Here is a 23719-nt window from a genome sequence, read left to right on the forward strand (position 1 = left end):
ATTAATCTAGTGCTCCTGTTTTCATTGCCTCTTTAGGTTTCGCCTGCATCTGGTTTCCAATCGGGCCTTCAAACTCTATCTTTATTATGCTTGCAATTGCATCTGGTGCTGTTGAAGGTAATGTTATGGTTAAAACACCATTTTCGGTGGCGGTTTTTAGCTTATTTTTTGCAGCCAATAATGTAGCTGAAAGCACTTTATTTTTAAGATTAGGAATAACCAATTTACCATCTGATGGCCAGTTAAATACAGAGAAATAAAGTGTGGTACCTTTGGCTGTTTCTTTTCTGGTGCAACGTCCCCATTCTACCGGCGGTATCGGACTGGCTTTAGTTGAATAAATCGCTTCACTATTTACTTTCATCCAATCGCCAATGGCTTTTAATCTTTCTATACTTTCCTCAGGAAACGTCCCATCTGGTTTAGGCCCTATATTTAGCAGGTAATTACCCCCTTTAGATGCAATATCAGCAAGGTTTCTGATCAAAGTTTCTGTCGACTTCCATTTGTTATCCGAAGTTCTAAAACCCCAGGTCCCGTTCATGGTCATACAGGTTTCCCAGTCCATTCCATCCAACTCTGCCTGGTTGGGTATTTTTTGCTCAGGGGTTTTAGTATCTCCTGGAAAATTAGGACGTTTTAAACGGTCGTTGGTAATAATCTGAGGTTGTGTTTTTAAGGCATTCTGCAATTTCAATGCTGCTTCATCTGTCATGTTTGTTGGTGTATCCCACCAAAGCACCGCTACATCACCATAGTTGGTCATCAGTTCTTTAACCTGAGGTACCGATACCTCATCAATATACTGAGTAAAGGATTTGGTTTCCTGTGCAGGATCCCAATGTCCATGATGGGCTTCAGTATAGGCATCAACCTTTGCTGAGTCCGGATTTAGCCAGCCTTCCGTCATTACTTTTCTTGCTGCAGATCCTCCTGGGTTATTCCAGTCCTGAGCCTGCGAGTAATAAAAACCAAGCTTCATTCCTTGCCTTTTACACGCTTCAGCTAGAGGTTTTAAGAGATCTTTACCATATGGCGTAGCATCAGTTATGTCCCACTTGCTGGCTTTTGAGTTAAACAATGCAAATCCATCATGATGTTTAGCGGTAATGATGATATATTTCATACCTGCATCTTTGGCCATCTTTACCCAGGCATCCGGATCGTATTTTACCGGATTAAAGCTTTTGGCCATTTCCTGATATTCAGCTACCGGGATTTTAGAGCGATTCATGATCCATTCGGCCCCACCCCTGCGCTGCTCATGACCTTTATAAACCCCTGCAAACTGCGCATAAACACCCCAGTGAATGAACATTCCAAACTTAGCCTCTCGCCACCATTTCATGCGTTCATCTTTAGACAATTGTTTTTGACCGTAGCCGGCCTGAACCAGAAAGAGAAGCGCTAATGATATTGAAAATAGTATTTTACGCATGTTGTGTTTCTTGATAAATGTAATTGAGTGATACCTAAATTAGACAGTAATAACTGGTTAATGCTCTTTGTTTTTGGCTTATCACTCAGCCTAATTGGCCTAGTTATTTAATGCCTTATATCTTAAAAGTGCTTCCAGATAATAATAATCTGCATAGGAAATCGGCACATCAACTTCACTGTTTGATGGCTTTGAACCTGTGCTATGCAATAAAATAAAACCCTTATTCTTTCCTTTCGGTGAAATATACTTTGTGCTTAAACTCTGCAGCATCAGGTCGGCCTTACTTTTATACAGGTCCTTGTTGCTGCTGTATTCGGTTAATTGATAAAGACCAGACGCAATTACTGCTGCAGCAGATGCATCTCGAGGCTCATTAGGAATACCAGGCGCATCAAAATCCCAATAAGGCACCAGGTCTTTTGGCATGTTTTTGTGATTAAGAATAAAGGCTGCAACATGCTCGGCCTGATTTAAATATGCGGGATCTTTGGTATAGCGATAACACATAGTATAACCATAAAGCGCCCATGCCTGCCCCCTTGCCCAAGCTGATTCATGACTAAAACCCTGATGTGTATTCTTTTTTAAAACTGCCCCGGTATTTGGGTCATAATCGATTACGTGATAAGAACTATAATCTGCACGGAAATGATTTTTCATAGTAGTATTGGCATGGCTTACCGCAATTTTATAGAACGATGAATCGCCTGTAAGCTTAGTTGCTTCAAAAAGCAATTCCAAATTCATCATATTGTCTATTATTACCGGATTTACCCACTTATCAGTACTGTGATCCCATGATCGGATTACTCCTGTTTTAGGGTTAAATCTTTTGCTCAATGTTTGGGCAGATTCGATGATCACTTCTTTATAGTGTGGGTCTTTGGTAAGCCTGTAACCCGTTCCAATACTGCAGTATACTTTAAAACCCATATCATGAGTTACGCCATTTAGCTTTTCCTTTTCTATGTCTGCAGAGAATTTCTTTGCCTGTATTAGCCAGTTTTCTTTACCGGTGTATTCGTATAAAAACCACAACTCTCCCGGAAAAAAGCCACTTGTCCAGTCTTTGGAGGCTACCAGTTTTAAATTACCGTGGTCTAAAGTTCTTGGCGAAACCAATTCTGATTTACCGGAAGCCGCCTTTGCCTGATCCACCTCTTTAAGCATCAGCGCTGTTTGTTGTGATACCTGCTCAAATGCCTTTTTTACATTGATCTTTTGCGCAAAGGATGATAATTGAAAAACAGATAATATAAGTGCTGTAGAAAGATATTTATTCATATTTGGTTAATGCTTTATAGGTTTTATGGAATAGGAATTAGCTGCACTTCTAACAGTTTCATTAGTTCAGCTCCTTTAATTTGTGTTGGTTTAATGGTAAGCAGTTGTATACCTGCAGGTGTCGAAATAACGCCTGTCTCCTGGGTAGTTACCATTCCATCTGCCGGAGGAACTACTGATGCGTTAATTTTAGCGCTTCCCAATTGGATTTCATAAGCAGCTCCCGAAATTGAGCCTGCAATATATTTGACCACTACTTTATATTTTGCTGCTTGAAGTGATTTTAATGTCCACGATAAGTATTGATCCTTTAGTTTCCATCCATCTACATAGTATCGGTCTGTTTTTCCATCGCCAAAAGTAAATTTCTTACCATGCAGCCGGGCATCAAAAGCAAGCAGTCTGTTGGTAGTGTTATTAGCTAAGCGCCTTACCGTATCGGCAAGTATATTGCCCTTTACTTCCAGTACAATAACAGCATCAGTAACACCTGGTGTTTTTTGAGGTAAAGTAACTGTGGCATCCTCGGGTGTTAAGCGTTTGGTTGTCAATTTCTTTTTTGAATTATCTGCTAAAAGATAAGCACTCGTTACAGTGCTCTTTAAGCCACCAACAAGCAGGTTACCATCTGCCGGCCAGTTAAAAACATGCAGATAAAGCAGGTTGGCCTTTTGGGTTATCACACCCCATGCCGGGATAGGCAAGACCGAACGTTTTGTACCTATAATACTGGCTGAATTGGTTTTCATCCAGGCTCCTATTTCATCCAGTATTCTGGTGTCCTTTTCATCAAAACTACCATCGCCTTTTGGACCGATATTCATTAAAAGGTTACCACCCCTTGAAGCGCTGTTTGCCAGAAGTTGTATAAAGAATTTGGGTGATTTATGACTGTTATCGTGTTTTGAATAACCATACGACTCATTAGTTGTAGGAATTGCTTCTGAGTCGCCCTCTACCGTGCGCAATTCAGCCGGCCTGTCGCCAGTGTTTAGGTAATCACCAAAGCTGCCGTAGTTACTTCTGGCAAGTCTGCCGTTGACAACGATATTTGGGTCTGTTTCACGGATAGCTTCCAATATCCTCAGGTTTTCTGAAAGCGGTAGCTTATGTGGGGTATCAAACCAAAGTATATCAGGGTGATACTTGTTAATTAACTCTTTTATTTGAGGAATGGCCTTTTGATTTACATATTTCACAGCTTTAGGAAGCCATTCCGGGTGACCATCGAACCAGTTTGCACCCCCCAATAGTTTATCCCCTCCGGGATTTTGGTATTCCCAATCGTTTCCAGGTGCATCGGGATGTTCCCAGTCAAAAGCATGAGAATAGTAAAATCCAAACTTCATGTTGTGCTTTTTCGCTGCTGCTGCCAGTTCTGCCATAGGATCTCTCTTAAAAGGGGATTGCTGCACGATGTTGAAATTGGATACTTTACTATCGTACATTGCAAATCCATCATGATGTTTAGCGGTAATGATAAAATACCCCATACCAGCATTCTTTGCTTTCAAAATCCATTCTTCTGCATTGAATTTTAAAGGGTTAAATTCATGAGCCAGATCAAGATATGCAGCCCTTGTAATCTTTTCCTTCCGCATTAAATGTTCCGAATACCCGTTTACCTTTTTACCTTTCCACTCTCCGGCAGGGTTTGAGTAAAGCCCCCAATGGATGAACATTCCAAAGCGGGCCTCGCGCCACCATGCGATACGTTGATCGTGCGTTTTCATAGATTTGCGCCACCATCCTGCCATTGCCGCATCTATGGCTTTCTGATCTCTTTGCAGCGCCTGATTAAACATATTTACATCTTCATCTCCCGAAACCTGACTCTGTGCGGTGCTGCACAGTAGCAGAAATAAGAGAAATAAAGAAATGTTTTTATAGTTTAGTTTAGCCATATCAAAGGGTTTCTTACGGGTAGGTTTCTGATTACTTCTTCTACTTTTGGGTCATGCTCCAGCTTTAACCAGGTGTTTAACCATTCTGTTTTATGAAATGCCTGCGCCCCAAATATCAAAGCTGGTTGTGCAACGGGCCAGTTTCCCCAATACATTACATCAGGTTTTAAAGTCCACTTACTTTTATCAGCCAGATAAGGATAAAGATAACTAATCCCCTGCTCAATAGATTTGCCATCGGCCGTCTCATACTCCCATAAATTATCAGTTTTAGTAGAAAGTATCTGGCAAAGCGTAGTCATGGCATCTAAATTAAAAATGGAATAACCATAAGGTTTTGTTCTCGACAGCTCTCTTGGAAAGCTTCCATCTACTCCCATTTGATCTGGCAACAACACCGTTTTATACCTTTCTCTGCAAAAGTTAAGCAATTTTTCATCTCCGGTTAGTTTAGCAAAGGATGCGATCTGCATGGTAAAGCAGGTTCCATGATTGTTCTGGGCATTCATTTCTGCTTTGCCATAAGGATGGCTCATTAACCAGCCAAGGTATTCTGTAAACCATTTTCTGGCTCCAGACAAAACCTTTGGATCTAATGCCTGTTGCATCACAATAATTCCCTGTGCCACCTCTAATAGCTGTATGGTATCTATAATTCCTATTCCTCTGCCCGTAAACCTGCCTTTAATTGCCTGTGCATATTGCAGGTTTGCATTCATTAAAGTAGCAGAATTTATAAACCAGGCTTCTAAATGAACCATTGCCTGCTTTACATATTTCTCATCTCCTGATATTTTATAAGCAGATGCAAGTGCTCCAATGATTTTACTAAACCTGATCATCGCCAACCTATGGGCAACAAAATTATCCGGATTGGTCATCCCATCTTTCTGAATATAAGGCGCATTTGCATCTTTAGGATCAGGCCACCAGTAGTCGCCCTCCGAATAGAAGTCGTGCTTACCGCCCGCACTTCTTGAAGAAGTTTCGGCTGTAACAGTAACTGGTTCCTGCTGCATAGCCCAGTTTGCCTGCTCCATCACCTGCTTTTTTAACGCATTAACAGGCGCCTTTTTTATGGAAGAGCAGGATTGCTGTGCCATCATTACTACGATGGCCAGAAAAAAAGTAAATATGTATCTTCTAATCATCACTGTTAATTGGTCATTGCTTTAAATGTAACCTTATCGATTGTATTTGGCTTTCCATTTTCAGCTTTAGATATACTTGTTTTCAGTTTACCTCCTGCTGTTTTAGAGATGTTAATCTCTCTAAAGCTATAGGCTCCTTTTTCATAGTTAAAGGTCTCGCCGTCATCATCATAAAGCTGATATTTTGCAGGCTTGCTACCATAATACCTGATTTCTAGATTTACTTTTTCATTAGGCTTAGGTGCATGCAGTAAGGCAGGCCCCATTGGGATAATACCACCATCTTTTACGTAAACAGGTATTTTATCCAGTCCTGGTGTCACAGTGATCACCTCTCCATCACCCGCATATTTACCGGTATAGAAATCGAACCATTTGCCTTTAGGAAGTATTACTGTGCGCGTTTGCTTTCCGGTAAACATAGGAGCAACTAACAGATATTCGCCCGCCATGTACTGATCTTTAACTTCTTTATTCACTGCTTCTACATAAGGATTATCTTCAAGATTGGTGCTTTTTACTTCTTTTTTAACATCAGATTGATAGCCTTCCTCCAGGTTCATTGCCCTAAAGGGAGGGATACCCTGAAAGTGGTATTTCGCAAATTCGCTGTACCAGTAAGGCATCATTTGCATACGCAAAATTGCCATGTCTTTCACTTGCTGTTCTACTTCCGGGTACGACCAGGGTTTTGTACCGCTAGACCACGCATTGATCATCGCCATTGGCGAGAAAACTACCGACTGCATACGGCGCAACCATTCCTCTCCGGTTTTAGATGCCCTCGCTTCAGGAGTCCACAACACCCCTGCAAAACTGCTGTTTATTAAGGCGGTAATAAAATCTTCATGGTTATAGTAGTCGTTGTAAATTACGTAAGGTAATGAACTACCTCCACCGTTAGAAGCCCTTACCAATCCGTAAGTACGCTGGTTACGCTCATGATATAAGGCAGCGCTGTAACGCTGAACAAGCAGGCCATAAGTTTGGCGCAATTGCTCTGCACTTTTACCCGATGGGAATATCGTCACATCGGGCCATAAATAATGGTCATAGCCATCTACCTCATCAAATTTATATCCGCTTATGCCAATATCTACCTGGCTCTTTTTAAGCTGTCCGAAGAAAATATCGCGTGCCTCGGGCATGGTTAGATCAGGAACTGCACCTACCCAAACCGTATGATCGGCAGTGTAGGGCTTAATTTTCTTATAAATCGATGCTTCCGGCGATACATAAGGGTTAGTCCACAGGTTGAGTCTGATGCCCTTGCCAAGCATCTCTTTTACAAAAGCAGCAGGTTCTGGATAGCGCTTGGTATCCCACTCAAATGTGCATGGATAAGCTCTGCTTTGCCATCCAGGCTCCAGTCCGATAAAATCTAACGGGAAACCTTTATCATGAAATGCTTTAGCTTCGTCTTCTACATCCTTAGAAGTAAACAAGGTTTTAACACGCTGTGTAAAGCCTAAACCCCAACGCGGAGGCAACACTCCACCTCCATTAAGCAGGTTATACCTGCGAACGGCATCTAATGGTTTTGGGCCTGCAAAAACATAAAACTCTACACCTTCTGCAGGAACAAGTATCTCTACACCATCAGAATAAGGGCGGGCCGACCAGCTTTTATCGGTATTACGGTCTTTGGCTTCCGGCACATTGGCTCCATCTCTTTTAACAGAGGACCCTGCAAATATTTTTAAATAACGTGCTGAATTTACAAAAACGCCATATCCATTAGATGAAACGTAAAATGGCGTTGGTGCATGGGTGCGCCCGTTGTCTTTACCTCCATAATGATCTACATGGAGTTCAAGGATTTTTCCGCGCTGGTGTACCGTTTGGAAGTTTAACCCAAAGCCATACAGCTGCTCTTTTTTATCTAATGGAAAACGCAGATAGGTTTTACCATCTGATAGTTTTCCGGTGATTTCACTTTTTTCAAATGGGAATGGCGCATCACCCATATTTTTTAGTCCATCGGCGGATGGTGTAGCACCAGAAGCGGTTAACAGATTATAAGCTTCTGGTTTCCCAACACTACCTTTCCATACACCTGGAGCCACTATTTCCCATTTAATATCCTGTGCGGCTAAATCAGTAGTTAAAAGTAAGAGCAACAGATATATTGGGTATTTAAACACTTTGTTCATGAAGGCAATTTTATAGGGTAGTTATTTTATAGGTTTTTCCTTTTTCTGTTTTAAAATCTACTACATAGCCTTGCTGTACCGGAACGGATTGCAAAGCAGATTTAGCATTGTTTTTATATTGCGGTTTGTACGGTAATTGTGTAAGTAGATTTGGGTTTGATCCGTTTACAGGCCTTGCATCTGCCTCCACCACCTTTACTTTTTGCAGGGTTCTTAGCCTGCAGTTACCACCAATTTCCGATTTTATAAATGCCTGTGCAAGCCTTCCGTTCTTCCAGTCCAGGTTTACCACAAAATTGCCCCTGGCTTTAATTCCTTTTATGCTCCCCTCTTTCCAGGCATCTGGTAAGGCTGGCAATAAGCTTAACACCCCATCCTGACTTTGCAAAAGCATTTCGGTCATGCCTGCCGTTGCACCAAAGTTTCCATCAATCTGAAATGGAGGATGTGCATCGAATAGATTTGGATAAGTTCCACCTCCGCTCATCTGTTCCTTTTCTTTTGTAGGGTCGATATAGGCAAAAGCATCTTCCAGTATCTTATAAGCATGATTACCATCTTGTAGCCTGGCCCACCAGTTTATTTTCCAGGCCATAGACCATCCTGTACTTACATCACCTCTGTATATCATAGACTGTTTTGCGGCGCTCGCCAGTTCAGGTGTTTCAAATACAGAGATCTGATTTCCGGGGTATAGACTGAATAAATGGGAGATGTGACGGTGGGTATCTTTTGGATCATCCCAATCCTGAAACCATTCCTGTAACTGACCATATTGACCAATATGAAATGGATATAGCTTCTCGCGTGCAGCGATCAGCTCTGTTCTAAAATCTGCATCTTCATTTAAGGCTTCCGAGGAGGCAATAATATCGGTAAAAAGTTGTCGCAGAATAGACATATCCATGGTTGAGGCCATAGAGAGCTGATATTCTTTACCTTTAATTTTAACTGTATTTTCTGGAGAGGTAGATGGGTTTGTGATTAAATAATTGCTGCTAGGGTCTTTAATGAGCCATTGCAGCATAAACTCGGCAGCTCCTTTCATTAATGGATAAGCCGTGTTTTTTAAGAAAAATTTATCGCCGGTAAACTGGTAATGCTCATATAAATGAGTGCTAAACCAGGCTCCACTCATTGGCCATGCAGACCATCTTGGCATCCCCTTAGGGTCTGAATCGTAACCGCCTGGCGGGGAGCTCTTAGCCCAAAGATCAGAGTTGTGGTGTACCACCCAGCCCTTGTTTATATTATAATTTACCTTGGCTGTTTTAGCGCCATTTACCGCCAGCTCCTTCATAAAATTAAACAACGGTTCATGGCATTCAGAAAGGTTTGTGTTTTCTGCGAGCCAGTAATTCATCTCCGTATTGATGTTTGTGGTATAATTACTGCCCCATGGTGGTTGTACCATATCATTCCAGATTCCCTGTAAATTGGAAGGTCGTGAACCTGGTCTGGATGCTGCTATCATTAAATACCTGCCAAACTGATAATACAGTGTTTGCAATCCCTGATCGTTTTTGTTCTTTGCATATTGCAGCAAACGCTCATCTGTGGGTTGCTGTTCTGCCGCAGGGTTGGCTTTTAGCTGAAACCCAACTCTCTTAAACAGCTGCTGATAATCTGCGACATGCTTAGCTTTTAAATCATGATATGCTTTTGCGTAAACCTTGTCCAAATTTGCTTTAGCTTCAACGGAAGGATTCTTACCGTTTAAACCAGGAGATTTATCAAAGCCGTTAAAACTGGTGGCCTCTGATAAGTATATCGTTACCGCATTTGCATTGGCTACCTCTACCTGCTGGTTATTGATTTTTACAGTACCTCCTTCATTTTTTACTTTAATACGAATCTCAAAGTTCATTCCCTCTCCCGATCGCTCATCGTATTCTATTTGTTTCGGATCATAATCTCTGTTTGCTACATATTTTGGTGCCTTACCTGTAAGAATAAGCGCGTTCTGATCTGAGCCACTAACATTAAACCGCAGCTTACTTGCCAATCCGGCTTTAAAATTTAAAGCACCCGGCTTGTTGGAGGTTATCCTAACCAGCAATGCTTTATCCGGATAGCTGGTAAAAACTTCTCTTTTGTAAGTTACCCCCTCTATGGTATAGTTCACAACAGAAATGGCGGTATTGATATCCAGTTCTCTTTGGTATGATGTGGTTACACTATCCCTGCGGTTATCCAGAATATAAAGCTCACCTAATGGCAGGTACCTTGCAGAATATGGGCCCTGCATCTTTTTCCAAAGTGCGGCAGCCTGATTGTAATCGCCTTCAAAAATTGCTTTACGAACCTGAGGCAAAACCTGCGGACCGTTAGCATTGTTACCATCATCTGGAAAACCAGACCAAAGTGTATTGTCGTTTAACTGAATCCGCTCACGGTTTACACGACCGTAAACCATTGCGCCGGTTTTACCATTGCCCAAAGGCAATGCCTCTTCCCAGGCCTTTGCCGGTTTATTGTACCACAGTTTAAGGTTATTTGTTTGTGCCTCTGCACCAATACCTATTAGGATAGCGCCTGATAATAAAGCCTGCTTTAATTTCATCGTACTCATTTAAAGTTCTATAAATGCAGAAGGTATTCCAGTGGCCTTAACACTGGCTATGCTTTTTCCGCCATTTAGTTTTACACTAATAATTGCATGCCCATTACTTAGCTGCACTTTTCTTGATCCGCTGGAAGTTCCCTGATCGTCTACCAGACTTCCATCTCCCGTTAAGCCAAATGCGATGTAATTTGCTGCATCCAGACACAATATACCTTTATCATCAGTCAATTTTACCTGAATTGTTGCAACTCCTTCTTTTTCTGAAACTTTTTCTAATACCATTTTAGCCGGTTTAGTCCATTTTGCAGTTTGGTATTGCTGACTGATTTCATCTGTTATAGTCTTACCATCTTTAGTAGCCACTACTTTAAAGTTATTGGTTCCCTCGTTTAATTTCACCATCCACCTTAAACCCAGCGCAGGGAAACTTTTAATGTTTCGTTTTTTCTTGCCCGCGCTCTTACCATTCACAAAAAGCTCGGCTTCATCGCAATTAGAATATACTTTAACCATTTTTTCCTCTCCTGCATCTCCCCATCTTACCGGCCATGAATGTCCATAGATATGTACCATCGGCGTTTTTGTCCAATACGCCTGAAAAACATAGTAAGATTCCTTTTTGGTAAAGTCTCTCTCTACAACCCCTTTTTGATTTACATAAGGAACCGGATTATCCGGACGAATTGGTGTCGAAAAATCTTTAAATGGCCAGTACGCCGTACCAGTTAACCAAGGCATAGATTCCTGCTCTTTTAAATGCCAGTCTATCAGGTTCACAATATAGCTTTCACTCCAATCGCCATCCTTAGATACCCTTGCACTTCCTCCATATAATGAAGCATCGCCTTCTCTTTCATCTGCCCCTACGCCTGTTTTAACTAAACTTAACGCTTTGTCCGGACTCTCAGAATGACGGCCGGCATGACTATCGCCACCCCATTCAACATGCAGAAACCGATCCACACTTTCAAATTCCTTTTTAGAGGCTTCCTTATACTCAGTATAAATACCACGGTACCAGCCTGCCCATATAGAAGGCGAATAAACATCTACAATATCTTTACAGAAATCGCATCGCCTGATGGCCGTTTTCCTTGATGGATCCAGCTTATGCGAAAGGTCGTTTAACTCTTTCATAAAAGCTCTGATCTTGTCTTTATCAAATTCAGTAAAATCGCCTGGCCAGTCATTTTCATTGCCAAGCCCCCAGATAATTACTGAGGCATGATTGTAATGCTGCTCAATCATATTGGTCAACATTCTGCGTGCCTGATCTTTATAAGTATCGCCACCCAAACCACCGCGGCACCATGGAATTTCCTCCCATACCAATATTCCTAAGCTGTCGCATAGATTAAGTACCATTCTTGATTGCTGATAATGCCCCAGGCGGATAAAGTTTACACCCATATCTTTCATCATCACCATTTCCTGCTTTATCATGTCCGCGGTCATTGCCTGTGCTACTCCAGCGTGATCCTCGTGCCTGTGTGTTCCTCTTAACAGCAATCTTTTGCCGTTGAGCATAAAGGGCCCTTTTTTTACGAACTCGAAATTTCTGAAGCCGATCTTTTCCTGATGAACACTTGTTTGGTTCTTAGTGCTCACTGTAGTTTCAACGGTGTAAAGATTGGGTTGATCGGTAGACCAGAGCTTTGGGTTTTTAACCACGGTATCCCAAAGCTTCTTATCGCCTGTAAAAGCCTTGATCTCATTTTTCCAGCTAGATATTACATTACCCTGCGGATCTTTAAGATCAATCTTTACAGAAATCGTATCAATCCCGTCCGGATTTAACAACCTGGCCGCTACAGCTAACTTACCTGAGCTACCTTTTGCATCAACACTTGCATTGGCAAATACTTTATCTATAGATACCTGTGGGGTATAAACCAAATTTACATAGCGATACAAACCACCATATACATTAAAATCGGATAGACTGGAAGGGATCATTTCCAGATCCCTTGAATTGTCGCAGCGTATTTCTACAGGAATTCTGCCTTTAAATTCCTTTTGAAAGACTTCATTTTTTTTGAATGCCTCCACCTGGTCAGTTATATCAATAGTGAATTCATCGTAACCACCAACATGTTCACCTATCTTTTTGTTGTAAATGTAAATCTGTGTTTTTTGTCCGGCCCCCTCAAAGTGAAGCAGGGTTCTCCCGTTTTGGTACGGGTTCACAATGGTTAACTGCGTACGATACCAGCCTGGCCCCTGATAGTAATTCACATCAGGATCTACCGCATCAGTAGCATTAAAGCAATGTGGCAGTGTAACCTTTTGCCAAAATGGAACACTTTCCGGATTGCCTTCCTTAACAGGCCTTACTGCCTCCCAAACGCCTCCCAAATCGCCTTTTAAATATTCCCAGTTTCCGGTTAAACGTTGTTTTTGTTGTGCAAATAAGTATTGGTTGCAAATCAGCAATCCTAAAAAAAGTATCAGTCTGTATTTTTTCACTTTTATCAATATAATTTATAGGTATAATCGGTTTCTAAGGACTATTCAGGAATACTTGTGGTTAATACTCCCCCAATTACATGTACGGAACCATTTGTAGCTTGTATACTACTGGTTCTAACATTTAACACCTCATTCAATACAATTGGATAATCTGAGGTATTGGATGGCGATGAATTAAGTACTTTAATCGTCATAACTGAATTAGGGTTGGGCACAAAAACGCTGGTTGAAGTAATACCAGTTGGTAACTGATTCCAGTAACCTTTAGGTGTCAGTGTATTACCTTCTATTGTTTGGAGTGCCGGAATGGTAAAATGATCATGCTGCCCCTCAACTATAAGGTACAAAAGGTAATTTTTAACAAACTCTTTTGGATAATCGTCCCATTTTGTGGCAACCTTACCATTTATTTTATAAGTACCCCAAAAGTTTGCACCAGTAACAGCTCCGTTATTTAGTAGTATAAATGTTCGGTTAGGTTTTTTGTATTCGTTTGTATCTATTTCAGAATACTCAATAGCTTCCATCATCCTTTCAAATATCCTTGCCTCGCTATTAGTCCCTCTGGATCTGTCCTTAAGGTACTGCCATGTGCTTTTATAAATCTTTGGGTCTACAGTATGGGGAACCCTATCGTAATTTTCCTGCAAGTCCAGACCCGCAAGAGAACATCCGGAAATTAAAGCAGCAATAGTGGCTACCGTTAATATATTTCTAAATAAATTCTTCATTTTCCTGATCATTAATTGTAAGTTGGATTTTGAACTAATTCTCTGTTATCTTCCAGAACAAAGCGGTTTATCGGCCACAACAGTTTTTCTTTTAGCGGCCCGAAACCACCGGTAGCAGGTACTCCGCCTTGCAGCCTGGTTAGTCTTCGGTTAATTACAGGATCCATTATTTTGTTCACATGGTTTGTACGAACCAGGTCAAACCATCTTTTACCTTCTCCAAAAAGTTCATATCTCCTTTCCTGAAGGATGGTATCTTCCATCGCAGTTTCATTTGCAACCGAAGGATCATCAGCAGCTAGCGCGGCCAGACCTGCACGCACCCTAATAAAATTCAGGTATTTTAGGGCTCCGACACGGTCGCCGGTTTTATTTAGCGCTTCAGCATAAGAAAGATAAACATCACCTAAACGGTACATCACCAGGTAAACATTGTACTCTTTGGCAGGCTTACCACCTCCTGGGAAACCAGAGCCAGGAACATCATAGTATTTAAGCAACCTGTCGAAATGGGCCAGCGTTTTCAAAGTATCAAGTGTTTTGGTTACCCTGGTATCAGCTTTATTCAACTTCCAATCGTTATGAATTACAGAATCCAGTCGGATGGTAGTGTTAGACTCTCCAATTGACACCGGAATACAGGCACAACCGTTGTTTAAATTATCCCAGTAAATGCTCCAGATCGCCTCTTTAGAACCTGTAGGATCAAGAAACAATTTCGGCTTCCAATCTGCCTGGCTCTCAAGATCAGTGATCTCGTTACCACCATATACCTTGCCCGAAGGTGCTTTAGCCGCAAAAACCCTCTTGATCCAAATTTTTGCATTCTCATAATCCTGAGGCTGGTTATTTGCACCCGCGTTCCACATGTAAGCATCTGCTGCAATTGCAGCTATACCTGCTTCTCCAATTAACCATACATTAGGCGTTTGAAGTTTCTGTGTTAACGAATATGCCTTTTCCAGATCAGCGAGAATGATTTCTTTCATGATCTTATCTTTAGATTCCCTTGGCCTTTCATCTTCATCACGGAAATCGTCATACGGTTCAGTCCATATTGGCGCATCGCCCCAAAGTCTGATGATGTAGAAATAGCACATTGCTCTCATTGCATAACATTCTGCTAAATTCTTATCCCTTATCGCCGGGGTAATCTGATTATCCAAAGAAGCCGCTTGAGGGATGTATTTAATTGCGGTATTTGCTCTTCCAATAGTTCTGTACAACTCGGCCCACGAAGATTGTGCATTTCCCGAGGTAAGGTTGTTTAATGAAAGCTCCTGCATGGTGATGTTGTTATAACCAGGGTGCAAATCAAAGTTATCTGAGCGGGCCTCTCCCCAATAATGGTACTTACCACTAAAATTTGCCCCTGTACCTGTCATTACCTGCTGAAAAGATCCGTAAACACCAGCCATAGCAGCATTTACATCTTTTAACGACTTAAAATAATTCTTAGTAAGTACTTGCGTTAACGGCTGTTCGGTAAGGAATTTTTTGCAACTACCTAAGAAAAGAACAGCACTAAAAACTGCGATTATATATAATATTTTCTTCATGATTTCTGATTTTAAAATGTAAGGTTAACGCCCAAACCAAATTCTCTTATTTTAGGGTAGCGACCAGAATCATTACCCGGTTGTAATTGATTTGAGGTGCTGAACTCCGGATCAAACAGACTGTAATTGGTCCAGGTTAAGAGGTTCTGTCCAAAAACATAAACTGTTGCCGATTTCATTTTAGCCTTTGCTGCTATTTTAGGATCAAGCGTAAAAGCCAATCTGGCACTGCTTAACCTGATAAACGCACCATCTTCCAGATAAAGGCTGTTTTGTTCATAACGCATGTTTCCTCTTGTATCCTTGCGTGATGCCATTGGATATTTAGTTACATCGCCTTGTCTATACCATGAGGTTAATGCAGCATCCGATGTAGGTGGAGAATAAGTAGAGTTAAATCTGTTCTGATCAGCAGCAACTCTGTTATAGATTTTATTGCCAAACTGACCATTAAATAAAAAGCTCAATGAAAATCTTTTGTATCTAAAGGTATTGCTTAGTCCAAAATAATAAGTCGGCAAGCCATTTCCGGCAATGATCTTATCATTATCATCAATATTTCCATCATTATTAGCATCAAGCCATTCAGTATCACCACCCTGCAGTTTTACATTGTTATAGTATTTGCTTTTAACGGTCCCGGTGTATGGTTGCCCATCTAATGTATATCCCCCAAAACTAGTTACTGTATTTCCATCTTCACTAACCACTACGTTTATAGGAGTAAGCCTCTTACCCTCTGGCGTATAGGCATTTGATACATCGTATTGGTAAACGCCAAGGTTTTTAAAAATAAAGAAGTCACCAATTTTACCACCTTCCTGTATCAGCCATTTATTGCCCGATAAAAATGCTGTGCCATCGGCCAATTTCTTTACTCTTGCTTTTGGAAAAGTGATGTTTGCATTTACATCCCAGCCAAATTTCTCTGTTTTAATTGGCGTACCCACAACAGTAAACTCTAACCCGGTATTTTCAATGGTACCTAAATTTACGGCTACCTGAGTTTTTCCTGTCTCTTTGGCCAACTCGCTTTGGTAAAGCAAATCTTTAGTGGTTTTATTATAATACTCTGCTGTAAAAGTCAATCTTCCCTTGATCATGGTAAGGTCTATCCCGTAATTGGCAGATGTAGCCGTTTCCCATTGGATAAGTGAGTTCCCTAAAACCACATTCTCTGCTGCGCCGCTTAATCCATTATAATAGTTGTCACCAAAGTTTATAGTAGTATACGATTGGTAATCGCCAATAGCGTCATTTCCTGCTGAGCCATAGCTATATCTTAACTTTGCATCATCAAGAAAGCTTTTGCTCCAATCCATAAATTTCTCATCAGAGAATCGCCATGCGGCCGACATAGATATGAAATTCCCCCACTTGTTGTTTACTCCAAATCTCGAAGATCCATCTCTGCGGACAGTTCCCTGAACAATATATCGTCCTTTGTAGCTGTATGAACCCCTTGCCAGCAAGGATACGTTTGAATTTGCAGTAGCAAATGTTCCGGTATTTGTTGGGTCAATTATCCCCACATTCGAGGTAAAGATATCGTCGCTTAACAACTCCTCTACCCTGATTCTGTACTCATCCCTGCGTCTTCTATCGGCAGTAAAACCAGCTACACCTGTTACTGTATGATCTTTCCCAAAGGTTTTGTTATAGTTCATATAGGTCTGACTTTCCCAATAAACCTTTCTTTCTGTTGATCCTGTTCCTGTAGAAAATGCAGCATTGTTTATAATAGCCGGAGTTACATTTCGACTGTTTTGGTTATCTAGTTGGGCATTAAACATCGTAGTAATGCTCAAATCTTTATAAATCTTATACTTGGCCTGGGTATTAAACTGGGCCAGATAGTCGTTGTCGATATTCTTGTCTAACAAGGCAAAGGCTACCGGATTTCTTTTTGATTCTGTAAAACCTGCAAGCGTTCCATCAGGCCGGTAAAGACTTGTCCATGGATTACGTTCAAAGATCTGTCTTGCTGTATTCTGAATGTTCAGGATATTTCCCGTCTGATAAGCAAAAGCAAGGTTGTTGCTGATTGTGAGCTTATCTGATATGGCATATTCTACGTTTAATTTCGACTGTATTCTTTTAACCCAGCTGTTTAATGCGATGGCCTGATTGTCTACATAGTTTAAGCCTCCGTAATAAGTTATTCCTTTTGAACCTCCACTTAAACTCAGGTTAACAGTGTGTTTCTCTGATGTTCTGAATAACAATTCCTGATAATCATTATCGGCATTCAGATAAGGGTTAATAGAATCCACATTTCCGCCAATTCCGGCACCACCACCTCTAATCATTCTGTAAAACCTAAGTTCATCAGCAGAGATCGTTCTTATTTTATTTGCCAGTTCACCTCTGTTATAAGTATACTGAACGCCAATAAGCGGCTTACCTTCCTTACCTCTTTTAGTGGTTATGATGATCACACCGTTTGCACCTCTTGCGCCATAAATGGCTGCAGATGCCACATCCTTAAGGATTTCAAATGATTCAATGTCTGATGGGTTTATATAATTCCCGTTTTCACTAATGATTCCATCGATTACATACAAAGGACCGGTACCCGATGCATTTATTGAAGAAGCCCCACGGATCTGGATGGTTCCCTGTCCGGCCGGATCACCATTATCATTGGTAACCAATACCCCGGAGGCTTGTCCCTGTAATGCATCAAATAAAGTAAGCGGCTGGCGCTCTGCAATGTCTTTTGCCGTTACAGATGATATTGAACCGGTAAGGTCACGTTTTTTAACTTTTTCACCATATCCGGTTACGACAACTTCGTCCAATGCAGATTCATCTTCTTTCAGGGTAATATCAATTACCTTTTTACTGCCCACAACTGCTTCCTGCGAAACAAGGCCTATATAAGAAAACACAAGTGTTGCATTGGCATTAGGAACTGTAATGCTGTATTTGCCATTTGCATCAGTCTGTGTGGATACTTTGGCATTTTTTACTTTAATGCCTACACCGGGTATGGCTCCCCCTCCACTATCCTTTACTGTTCCAGTAATATTAATGGTTTGCCCAAAGGCTGCTGAACCGGTAAGTAAAAACCCGATTATCACCATCCTTAAGGATAGGAAACTGAATAATTTACATACAGAATAGCCATAACATGAAACTGTTTGAGTATCATTTTTCTTCATAGCGTTTAAAATATTTGGTTGGTTAATTCACGGATTGCTCAGACCCGTAGTTTGTTAGGTTAATGGTTGGTTAGTTTAATTGGTTTTATATAAAATATTTAGTTGAAATTGGTAACGAACTCTTTTTGATAACATAGCGGACTTTTTCCTGTGATCTTTTTAAAGCATTTGTAAAAACTCGCGAAGTTATTAAAGCCGCAATCATAGCATACCTGTTTCAGGTTAAGGCTGTGTTCAATTAACAGTTCACAGGCCCTGCCTACTTTAATCTCTATTAAAAACTGCGAATAGGTTTTTCTGGTACGCGATTTAAAGTACCTGCAAAAAGAATTAGGGCTGATCTTAGCTACATCAGCTATTTCTTCTAAAGTGATCTTGTTTTTAAAATTAGCGTAAGAATAATCGTAGATATCGTTAATGCGATCCTTTTCATGAGGCTCCATTTCATGCTGAAAACCAATTGATGAAAACGTTTCCAATTTTTCACACTTAGAGATTTCAGCCAGTACTTGCATTAAAATGATTATCCTGTCTATGCCTTCTGCATTGGGCATTTCAGAAATCAAATCAGCAATATGCTGTTTGTTTTTACCCTTAATCTTTAACCCTCTTCTCGACTTTTCCAGAACAGATTTTAACAGCTTATTCTCGGGTAAATTCAGAAAAGAATCACCCCACATATTTTCAGAAAAATGAACCACTCTTACGTCAGGGTTAGCGGCAGGATTATTGTTTCTAAAGTAAACATCATCAAACCGCCAGTAGTGTGGCAACTGAGGACCAACAAGAACAATATCACCCTGGTTAAATCTGCTAATATTGTCGCCGATAAATTGGGTACCTTTTCCTTTACTGAAATAAACTAATTCAAATTCTGGGTGATAATGCCATTTGTTATTAACAGATGGAACCACATCCTGCCTAACGCTAAATGATTGAGCAGGCGACATTGAAACTTTTAGTAGTTGTGCTTTCATAGTTTAATTTATCTAAGTTAAAACCATAAGATGCGGGCGCACAAGAGTAACACTACTTGAGATACCTCGTTCATACATTGGTATTTTTACATATTTGGTTTAGCTAATGTAAGTGCCAATAAAATGCAAGAGGGGCTAAAATCTTAAAGAAAGAGGGTGATTTTTTTAAATTCAGGTAACAGGTTACTTTAAACTGTATTCTGAGGGGGTCTGTCCGAATTGCTTTGCAAATTCTTTACTAAAATATTTACTGTCGCTAAAGCCCACCATATAGGCAACCTCATAAACGGTATAAACATCCTGTTTTAGTAACTGAGCAGCCCGCTTTAGACGAACAGATTTGATGAAGTTATTTACCGTAAGATCCGTAAGCGCCTTAATTTTCTTGTATAAAATTGGTGTGCTCATCCCTACCTCCGCAGCAAGTGTATTTACACTAAAATCTTCATTGTTAAAATTGGCTTCGATATGTCCCATTATTTTATTCAGGAATTCCTCGTCGGCCGATTCTATTAAAATATTGGTAGGCTGAAGTGTTATCTGCTGACTAAATTTTCTACGCATATTGGCCTGCAAGGTTAGCAGGTTGTATATATTAAGTTGCAAACTGTTAATGCTAAAAGGTTTTGTGATATAGGCCTCAGCCCCTGTTTTAAGCCCGTTTACCTCATGGATATTACCAGAGCGCGCGGTCAGCAATATAATAGGAATATGGCTAGTACGCAGATCCGTTTTAAGTGTACGGCAAAGTTCTAATCCATCCATAACAGGCATCATCACATCACTTACAATGATATCAGGAATCTTCTCTATTGCCATTTTCACACCTTCTTCGCCATTGTTGGCCTCTAGTACCTGATACGATTGCTTTAAAGATTGTGCAATAAAGCTCCTTACCTCCACATTATCTTCTACTATTAAAACAGTAATCCCATCTTCTGTTTTCTCTGCCGGCTCATAATTCATTACCGGTTCAATTTCTGATACCTGCTGATAGAAAATAGGGTTTTCGCTGCTAAGGTACTGCTCAATAAGCTCATCCTTTTTAAAATGTTCTTTCCCTAGCTTAAGTCTCAGGCTAAAACAAGTATGAACATCTCGGTCTTTAAGTTCATCATTATTTATCAATGATAAACGCCCATGATGCAAGCTGCTGATCTTTTCGGCCAAGGCCAGGCCGATTCCCGTGCCCGTAGTTCCTGAGCGATGATCCCTAACCTGATAAAAATTGGTAAATATCTTATTCCTGCTTTCTTCAGGAATACCCTTTCCATTATCGGCTACCCTTATTTCAACATGGTTGTCGTTAGTCTTAATAATATCCAGGCAAATAATTCCATGATCAGGTGTAAATTTAAACGCATTAGAGAGCAGGTTAAACAATACTTTCTCCAATTGTTCGCTATCAAAATAGACCTCTATGATGTCCTCATCACAATTAAAGCGGTAATCAATATGATTTTTAAGGGCTACATACGTAAATGAAATATAAATCTCCTTTGCAAAGCTTACAATATTGCCGGGTGCTACATTGAGCTCCATATTACCCGATTCAGCCTTTCTAAAATCCATCAGCTCGTTCACCAACCTGGTCAGCCTGCCAGCATTTTTCTTTACCGTAAGCAATCTTCTGTTTAAAGCAGGCGATTCCTTTGTTTCATTCACCAAATGCTCCAACGGACCCACAATAAGGGTGAGCGGTGTTCTGATCTCATGAGACACATTGGTAAAGAAATCGAGTTTCATCTGATAGATCTCATGCTCTTTTCTTAGCAATGTTCTGATCCATAAAAATCTTAAAATAAGGAATATCAACCCAGAAAGGAAAAGTATATAGATAAGATATGCCCACCATGTTTTCCAATAAGGCGGATTTACATTAATGATCATCTCCTCGGGCTTGCTGGTCCAAACCCCATCATTATTTGCTCCTTTAATTAAAAGAACATACCTGCCCGCAGGTAAATTGGTAAACGCGGCCTGCGGGTTGGTTACATAGTTCCACTCTTTTTCGAAGCCCTTAAGTTGGTAAGCGTACCTGTTTTTTTCGGACTTTATATAGTTTAGAATGGCGAAATCAATGGTAAAGATATTCTGATGATAAGAAAAGGTTAATTCCTTGGTTAAGCCTATATTTTGAGTGAGCAAACCTGTTTTATCGCTAATATTTACCGGCTTATTAAACAACCTTAACCTGGTAAATATAGCTTTAGGTACCTTTTTATTATCTCTGATCTGATCTGGGAAGAAACTTACCATCCCGTTATAGCCACCAAAGAACATCTCATTTTTGCTGTCTTTAAAAAAGGAATTATAGTTAAAAACATTCCCCGGCAGGCCATCATCAACGGTATAGTTTTTAAATACCTTTCCATCAAACTTAGATAGACCGTTAGAAGTACTTATCCATAAATCCCCCTTGCTATCTTCAAGAAAACCGACTGCATTATTACTTGGCAGACCATCTTCTACCGTATAAAACCTGCTGGTCTCTTTGTTTTTATCGTATTTAATTAACCCCGATTCGTAACTGCCTATCCAGATCACTCCTTTCGAATCTTCCTTAATAAAATTGATGTCATCAAATTTGAAATCAGTGTTCTTACTCTTGAACTCTTTAATCTGATTAGAACCTGCCGAAACGATATAAATACCTGAATATGTAGCAATCCATATGTTTTTGGCAGCATCTTCAAAGAAAGTCCTTACAAACTTTAAATCCTTATTATAAACAGGGTTGCTGAGTACTGTGAAATTATCCTTCGTTTCATTGTAAAGAAAAACACCCTGTCCGCGCGCGCCCACCCAAAACCGCCCCCTACTATCATGTAACAAACAAACAACCCTATTAGAATTTAAGGCATGCGGGTCTGAACTATTGGGTTTATAGTGCTTAAACGTACCTGAAGGGGGTAAATACACATCCAGGTTCCCCTCATACGTTGCCACCCACACCCTTCCCTTCTTATCAATTGAAATGGCCTTTACAAGGTTTGAACTCAATGAATTAGGATTGCCTATTTCATTTTTTATGGTCTTAAATACCCCTGTTGTTCTGTTATAATAATTTAGGCCTTCTGCCTCCGTCCCAATCCACAGGTTATGGCTTTCATCTTCAACAATAGCACTAACTACATTGCTGCTGATACCATTACCTCCCAGATTGGTTTTATATTCCCTGAACGGAGTAGAATTTGCATGATATACATTAACCCCACCATAGTAGGTGCCTACCCACATGGAACCTGCGGCATCCTTCAGAATATCGTAAGTAGAGTTCTGATTAAGGCTTAAAGGATCATTTGGGATATGGTTAAGAACCGTAAACTTTCCTGTTTTAACATCAAATATATCTATCCCGTTTAAGGTAGATATCCATAATTTGCCATCTTTATCTGTTTTGATTTTGCGGATAACATTACTACTAAGCCCATTGCTTTGCCCACTTTTTGCCGAATAATGCTTAAACGTGCCGGTAGCCCGATCCATTAATTCGAGTCCGTTATTGTGCGTACCTATCCATAAATTATGATAAGAATCTTCAAAAACAGCACTTAAATCGTTATTAATTAAACTGGCAGGATTGTTCGGCTCATGAAAATAAGACTGAAAAGCGTACTTTCCATTTTCCTCTTTCATACTGGTAAGCCCCTGTAAAGTAGCTATCCAGAGTACATTATTATGATCCTGATGAATGGCTTTTATTAGCGGGTGAGCTAAGCCTTGCCCCTTGACATTACTGCTATAAAAACGTTGAAATTTATCGGGTCCAATCAATTTGTTCAATCCGTTATCCGTCCCAACCCAGATATTTCCCTTTTTATCCTCATAAAGGTTCCTTATAATATTATGGCTGATGCTATATTTATTCTGCGGATCATGAAGAAATCTTTTAAACGAATTGCTTTTAGGCAAATACAAGTTCAAACCATTCTGTGTAGCCACCCATAAATTACCCTTTCGGTCTGTAAGCAGATAATTAATATTCTGGCTGCTACTTATTGAGGTATTGTTATTTTTATCGTGTTTAAATACTTCGAAGCTTTGCGTATTGAACTTGTTAAGTCCATCTTTAGTTCCAAACCACATAAACCCCATACTATCCTGAGCGATAGACAGTACACTGCTTTGTGAAAGCCCATCCTCTACTGTGAGGTGGTTAAAACCTATATTATTCTTTTGAGCACTGGCATCTACACCGCAAAGAAGCGACACTAACAATAATACACTGTTAATTAAGCGATACAATAATTTACTACGGCTCATATTTGGAGTTAACCCTATCCTTTATTTTAACGAAAGGTAAAACAAATAGATTTG

The 23719-nt window shown here is 40.3% G+C and carries 12 protein-coding genes; all 12 read right to left on the reverse strand.

Annotation, left to right across the window (positions count from 1 at the left end; genetic code table 11):
* Position 1 precedes the first annotated feature (1 nt).
* The 12 genes from AC6CH7_RS22360 to AC6CH7_RS22415 all read right to left on the reverse strand — a co-directional run bounded on the left by AC6CH7_RS22360 (position 2) and on the right by AC6CH7_RS22415 (position 23665).
* Positions 2–1438 carry an alpha-L-fucosidase gene (locus AC6CH7_RS22360; protein WP_498264811.1) on the reverse strand — a complete coding sequence of 479 codons (1437 nt, stop codon included), beginning with the start codon at positions 1436–1438 and terminating at the stop codon, positions 2–4.
* A gap of 99 nt (positions 1439–1537) precedes the next feature.
* Entirely contained in the window at positions 1538–2725 is a 1188-nt protein-coding gene (locus AC6CH7_RS22365) for a glycoside hydrolase family 88 protein (RefSeq protein WP_498264812.1), read from the reverse strand.
* A gap of 23 nt (positions 2726–2748) precedes the next feature.
* Positions 2749–4629 carry an alpha-L-fucosidase gene (locus AC6CH7_RS22370; protein WP_498264813.1) on the reverse strand — a complete coding sequence of 627 codons (1881 nt, stop codon included), beginning with the start codon at positions 4627–4629 and terminating at the stop codon, positions 2749–2751.
* Positions 4617–5780, reverse strand: coding sequence for an alginate lyase family protein (locus AC6CH7_RS22375; RefSeq protein ID WP_498264814.1), 1164 nt, complete (start codon positions 5778–5780; stop codon positions 4617–4619). Before AC6CH7_RS22375 ends, AC6CH7_RS22370 begins: the two co-directional genes overlap by 13 nt.
* 5 nt (positions 5781–5785) lie before the next feature.
* On the reverse strand, positions 5786–7933 hold the full coding sequence (locus AC6CH7_RS22380) for a glycoside hydrolase family 31 protein (RefSeq protein WP_498264815.1): 2148 nt from the start codon (positions 7931–7933) through the stop codon (positions 5786–5788).
* 10 nt (positions 7934–7943) lie between these two features.
* Positions 7944–10496 carry a glycoside hydrolase family 95 protein gene (locus AC6CH7_RS22385; RefSeq protein ID WP_498264816.1) on the reverse strand — a complete coding sequence of 851 codons (2553 nt, stop codon included), beginning with the start codon at positions 10494–10496 and terminating at the stop codon, positions 7944–7946.
* 9 nt (positions 10497–10505) lie between these two features.
* Complete coding sequence (locus AC6CH7_RS22390; protein ID WP_498264817.1) at positions 10506–12965, reverse strand: glycoside hydrolase family 2 TIM barrel-domain containing protein; 2460 nt, start codon at positions 12963–12965, stop codon at positions 10506–10508.
* Positions 12966–13006: 41 nt separating this feature from the next.
* Entirely contained in the window at positions 13007–13699 is a 693-nt protein-coding gene (locus AC6CH7_RS22395; RefSeq protein ID WP_498264818.1) for a hypothetical protein, read from the reverse strand.
* 11 nt (positions 13700–13710) lie between these two features.
* Positions 13711–15258 (reverse strand): RagB/SusD family nutrient uptake outer membrane protein, encoded by a 1548-nt coding sequence (locus tag AC6CH7_RS22400; RefSeq protein WP_498264819.1) that lies wholly within the window; start codon positions 15256–15258, stop codon positions 13711–13713.
* An 11-nt stretch (positions 15259–15269) separates the two neighbouring features.
* Positions 15270–18422, reverse strand: coding sequence for a SusC/RagA family TonB-linked outer membrane protein (locus AC6CH7_RS22405; RefSeq protein ID WP_498264820.1), 3153 nt, complete (start codon positions 18420–18422; stop codon positions 15270–15272).
* Between the two features lie 98 nt (positions 18423–18520).
* On the reverse strand, positions 18521–19399 hold the full coding sequence (locus AC6CH7_RS22410; RefSeq protein ID WP_498264821.1) for an AraC family transcriptional regulator: 879 nt from the start codon (positions 19397–19399) through the stop codon (positions 18521–18523).
* 183 nt (positions 19400–19582) lie between these two features.
* Entirely contained in the window at positions 19583–23665 is a 4083-nt protein-coding gene (locus AC6CH7_RS22415; protein WP_498264822.1) for a hybrid sensor histidine kinase/response regulator transcription factor, read from the reverse strand.
* Positions 23666–23719: the final 54 nt, after the last annotated feature.

This window comes from Pedobacter sp. GQ55 (genome assembly GCF_059758925.1).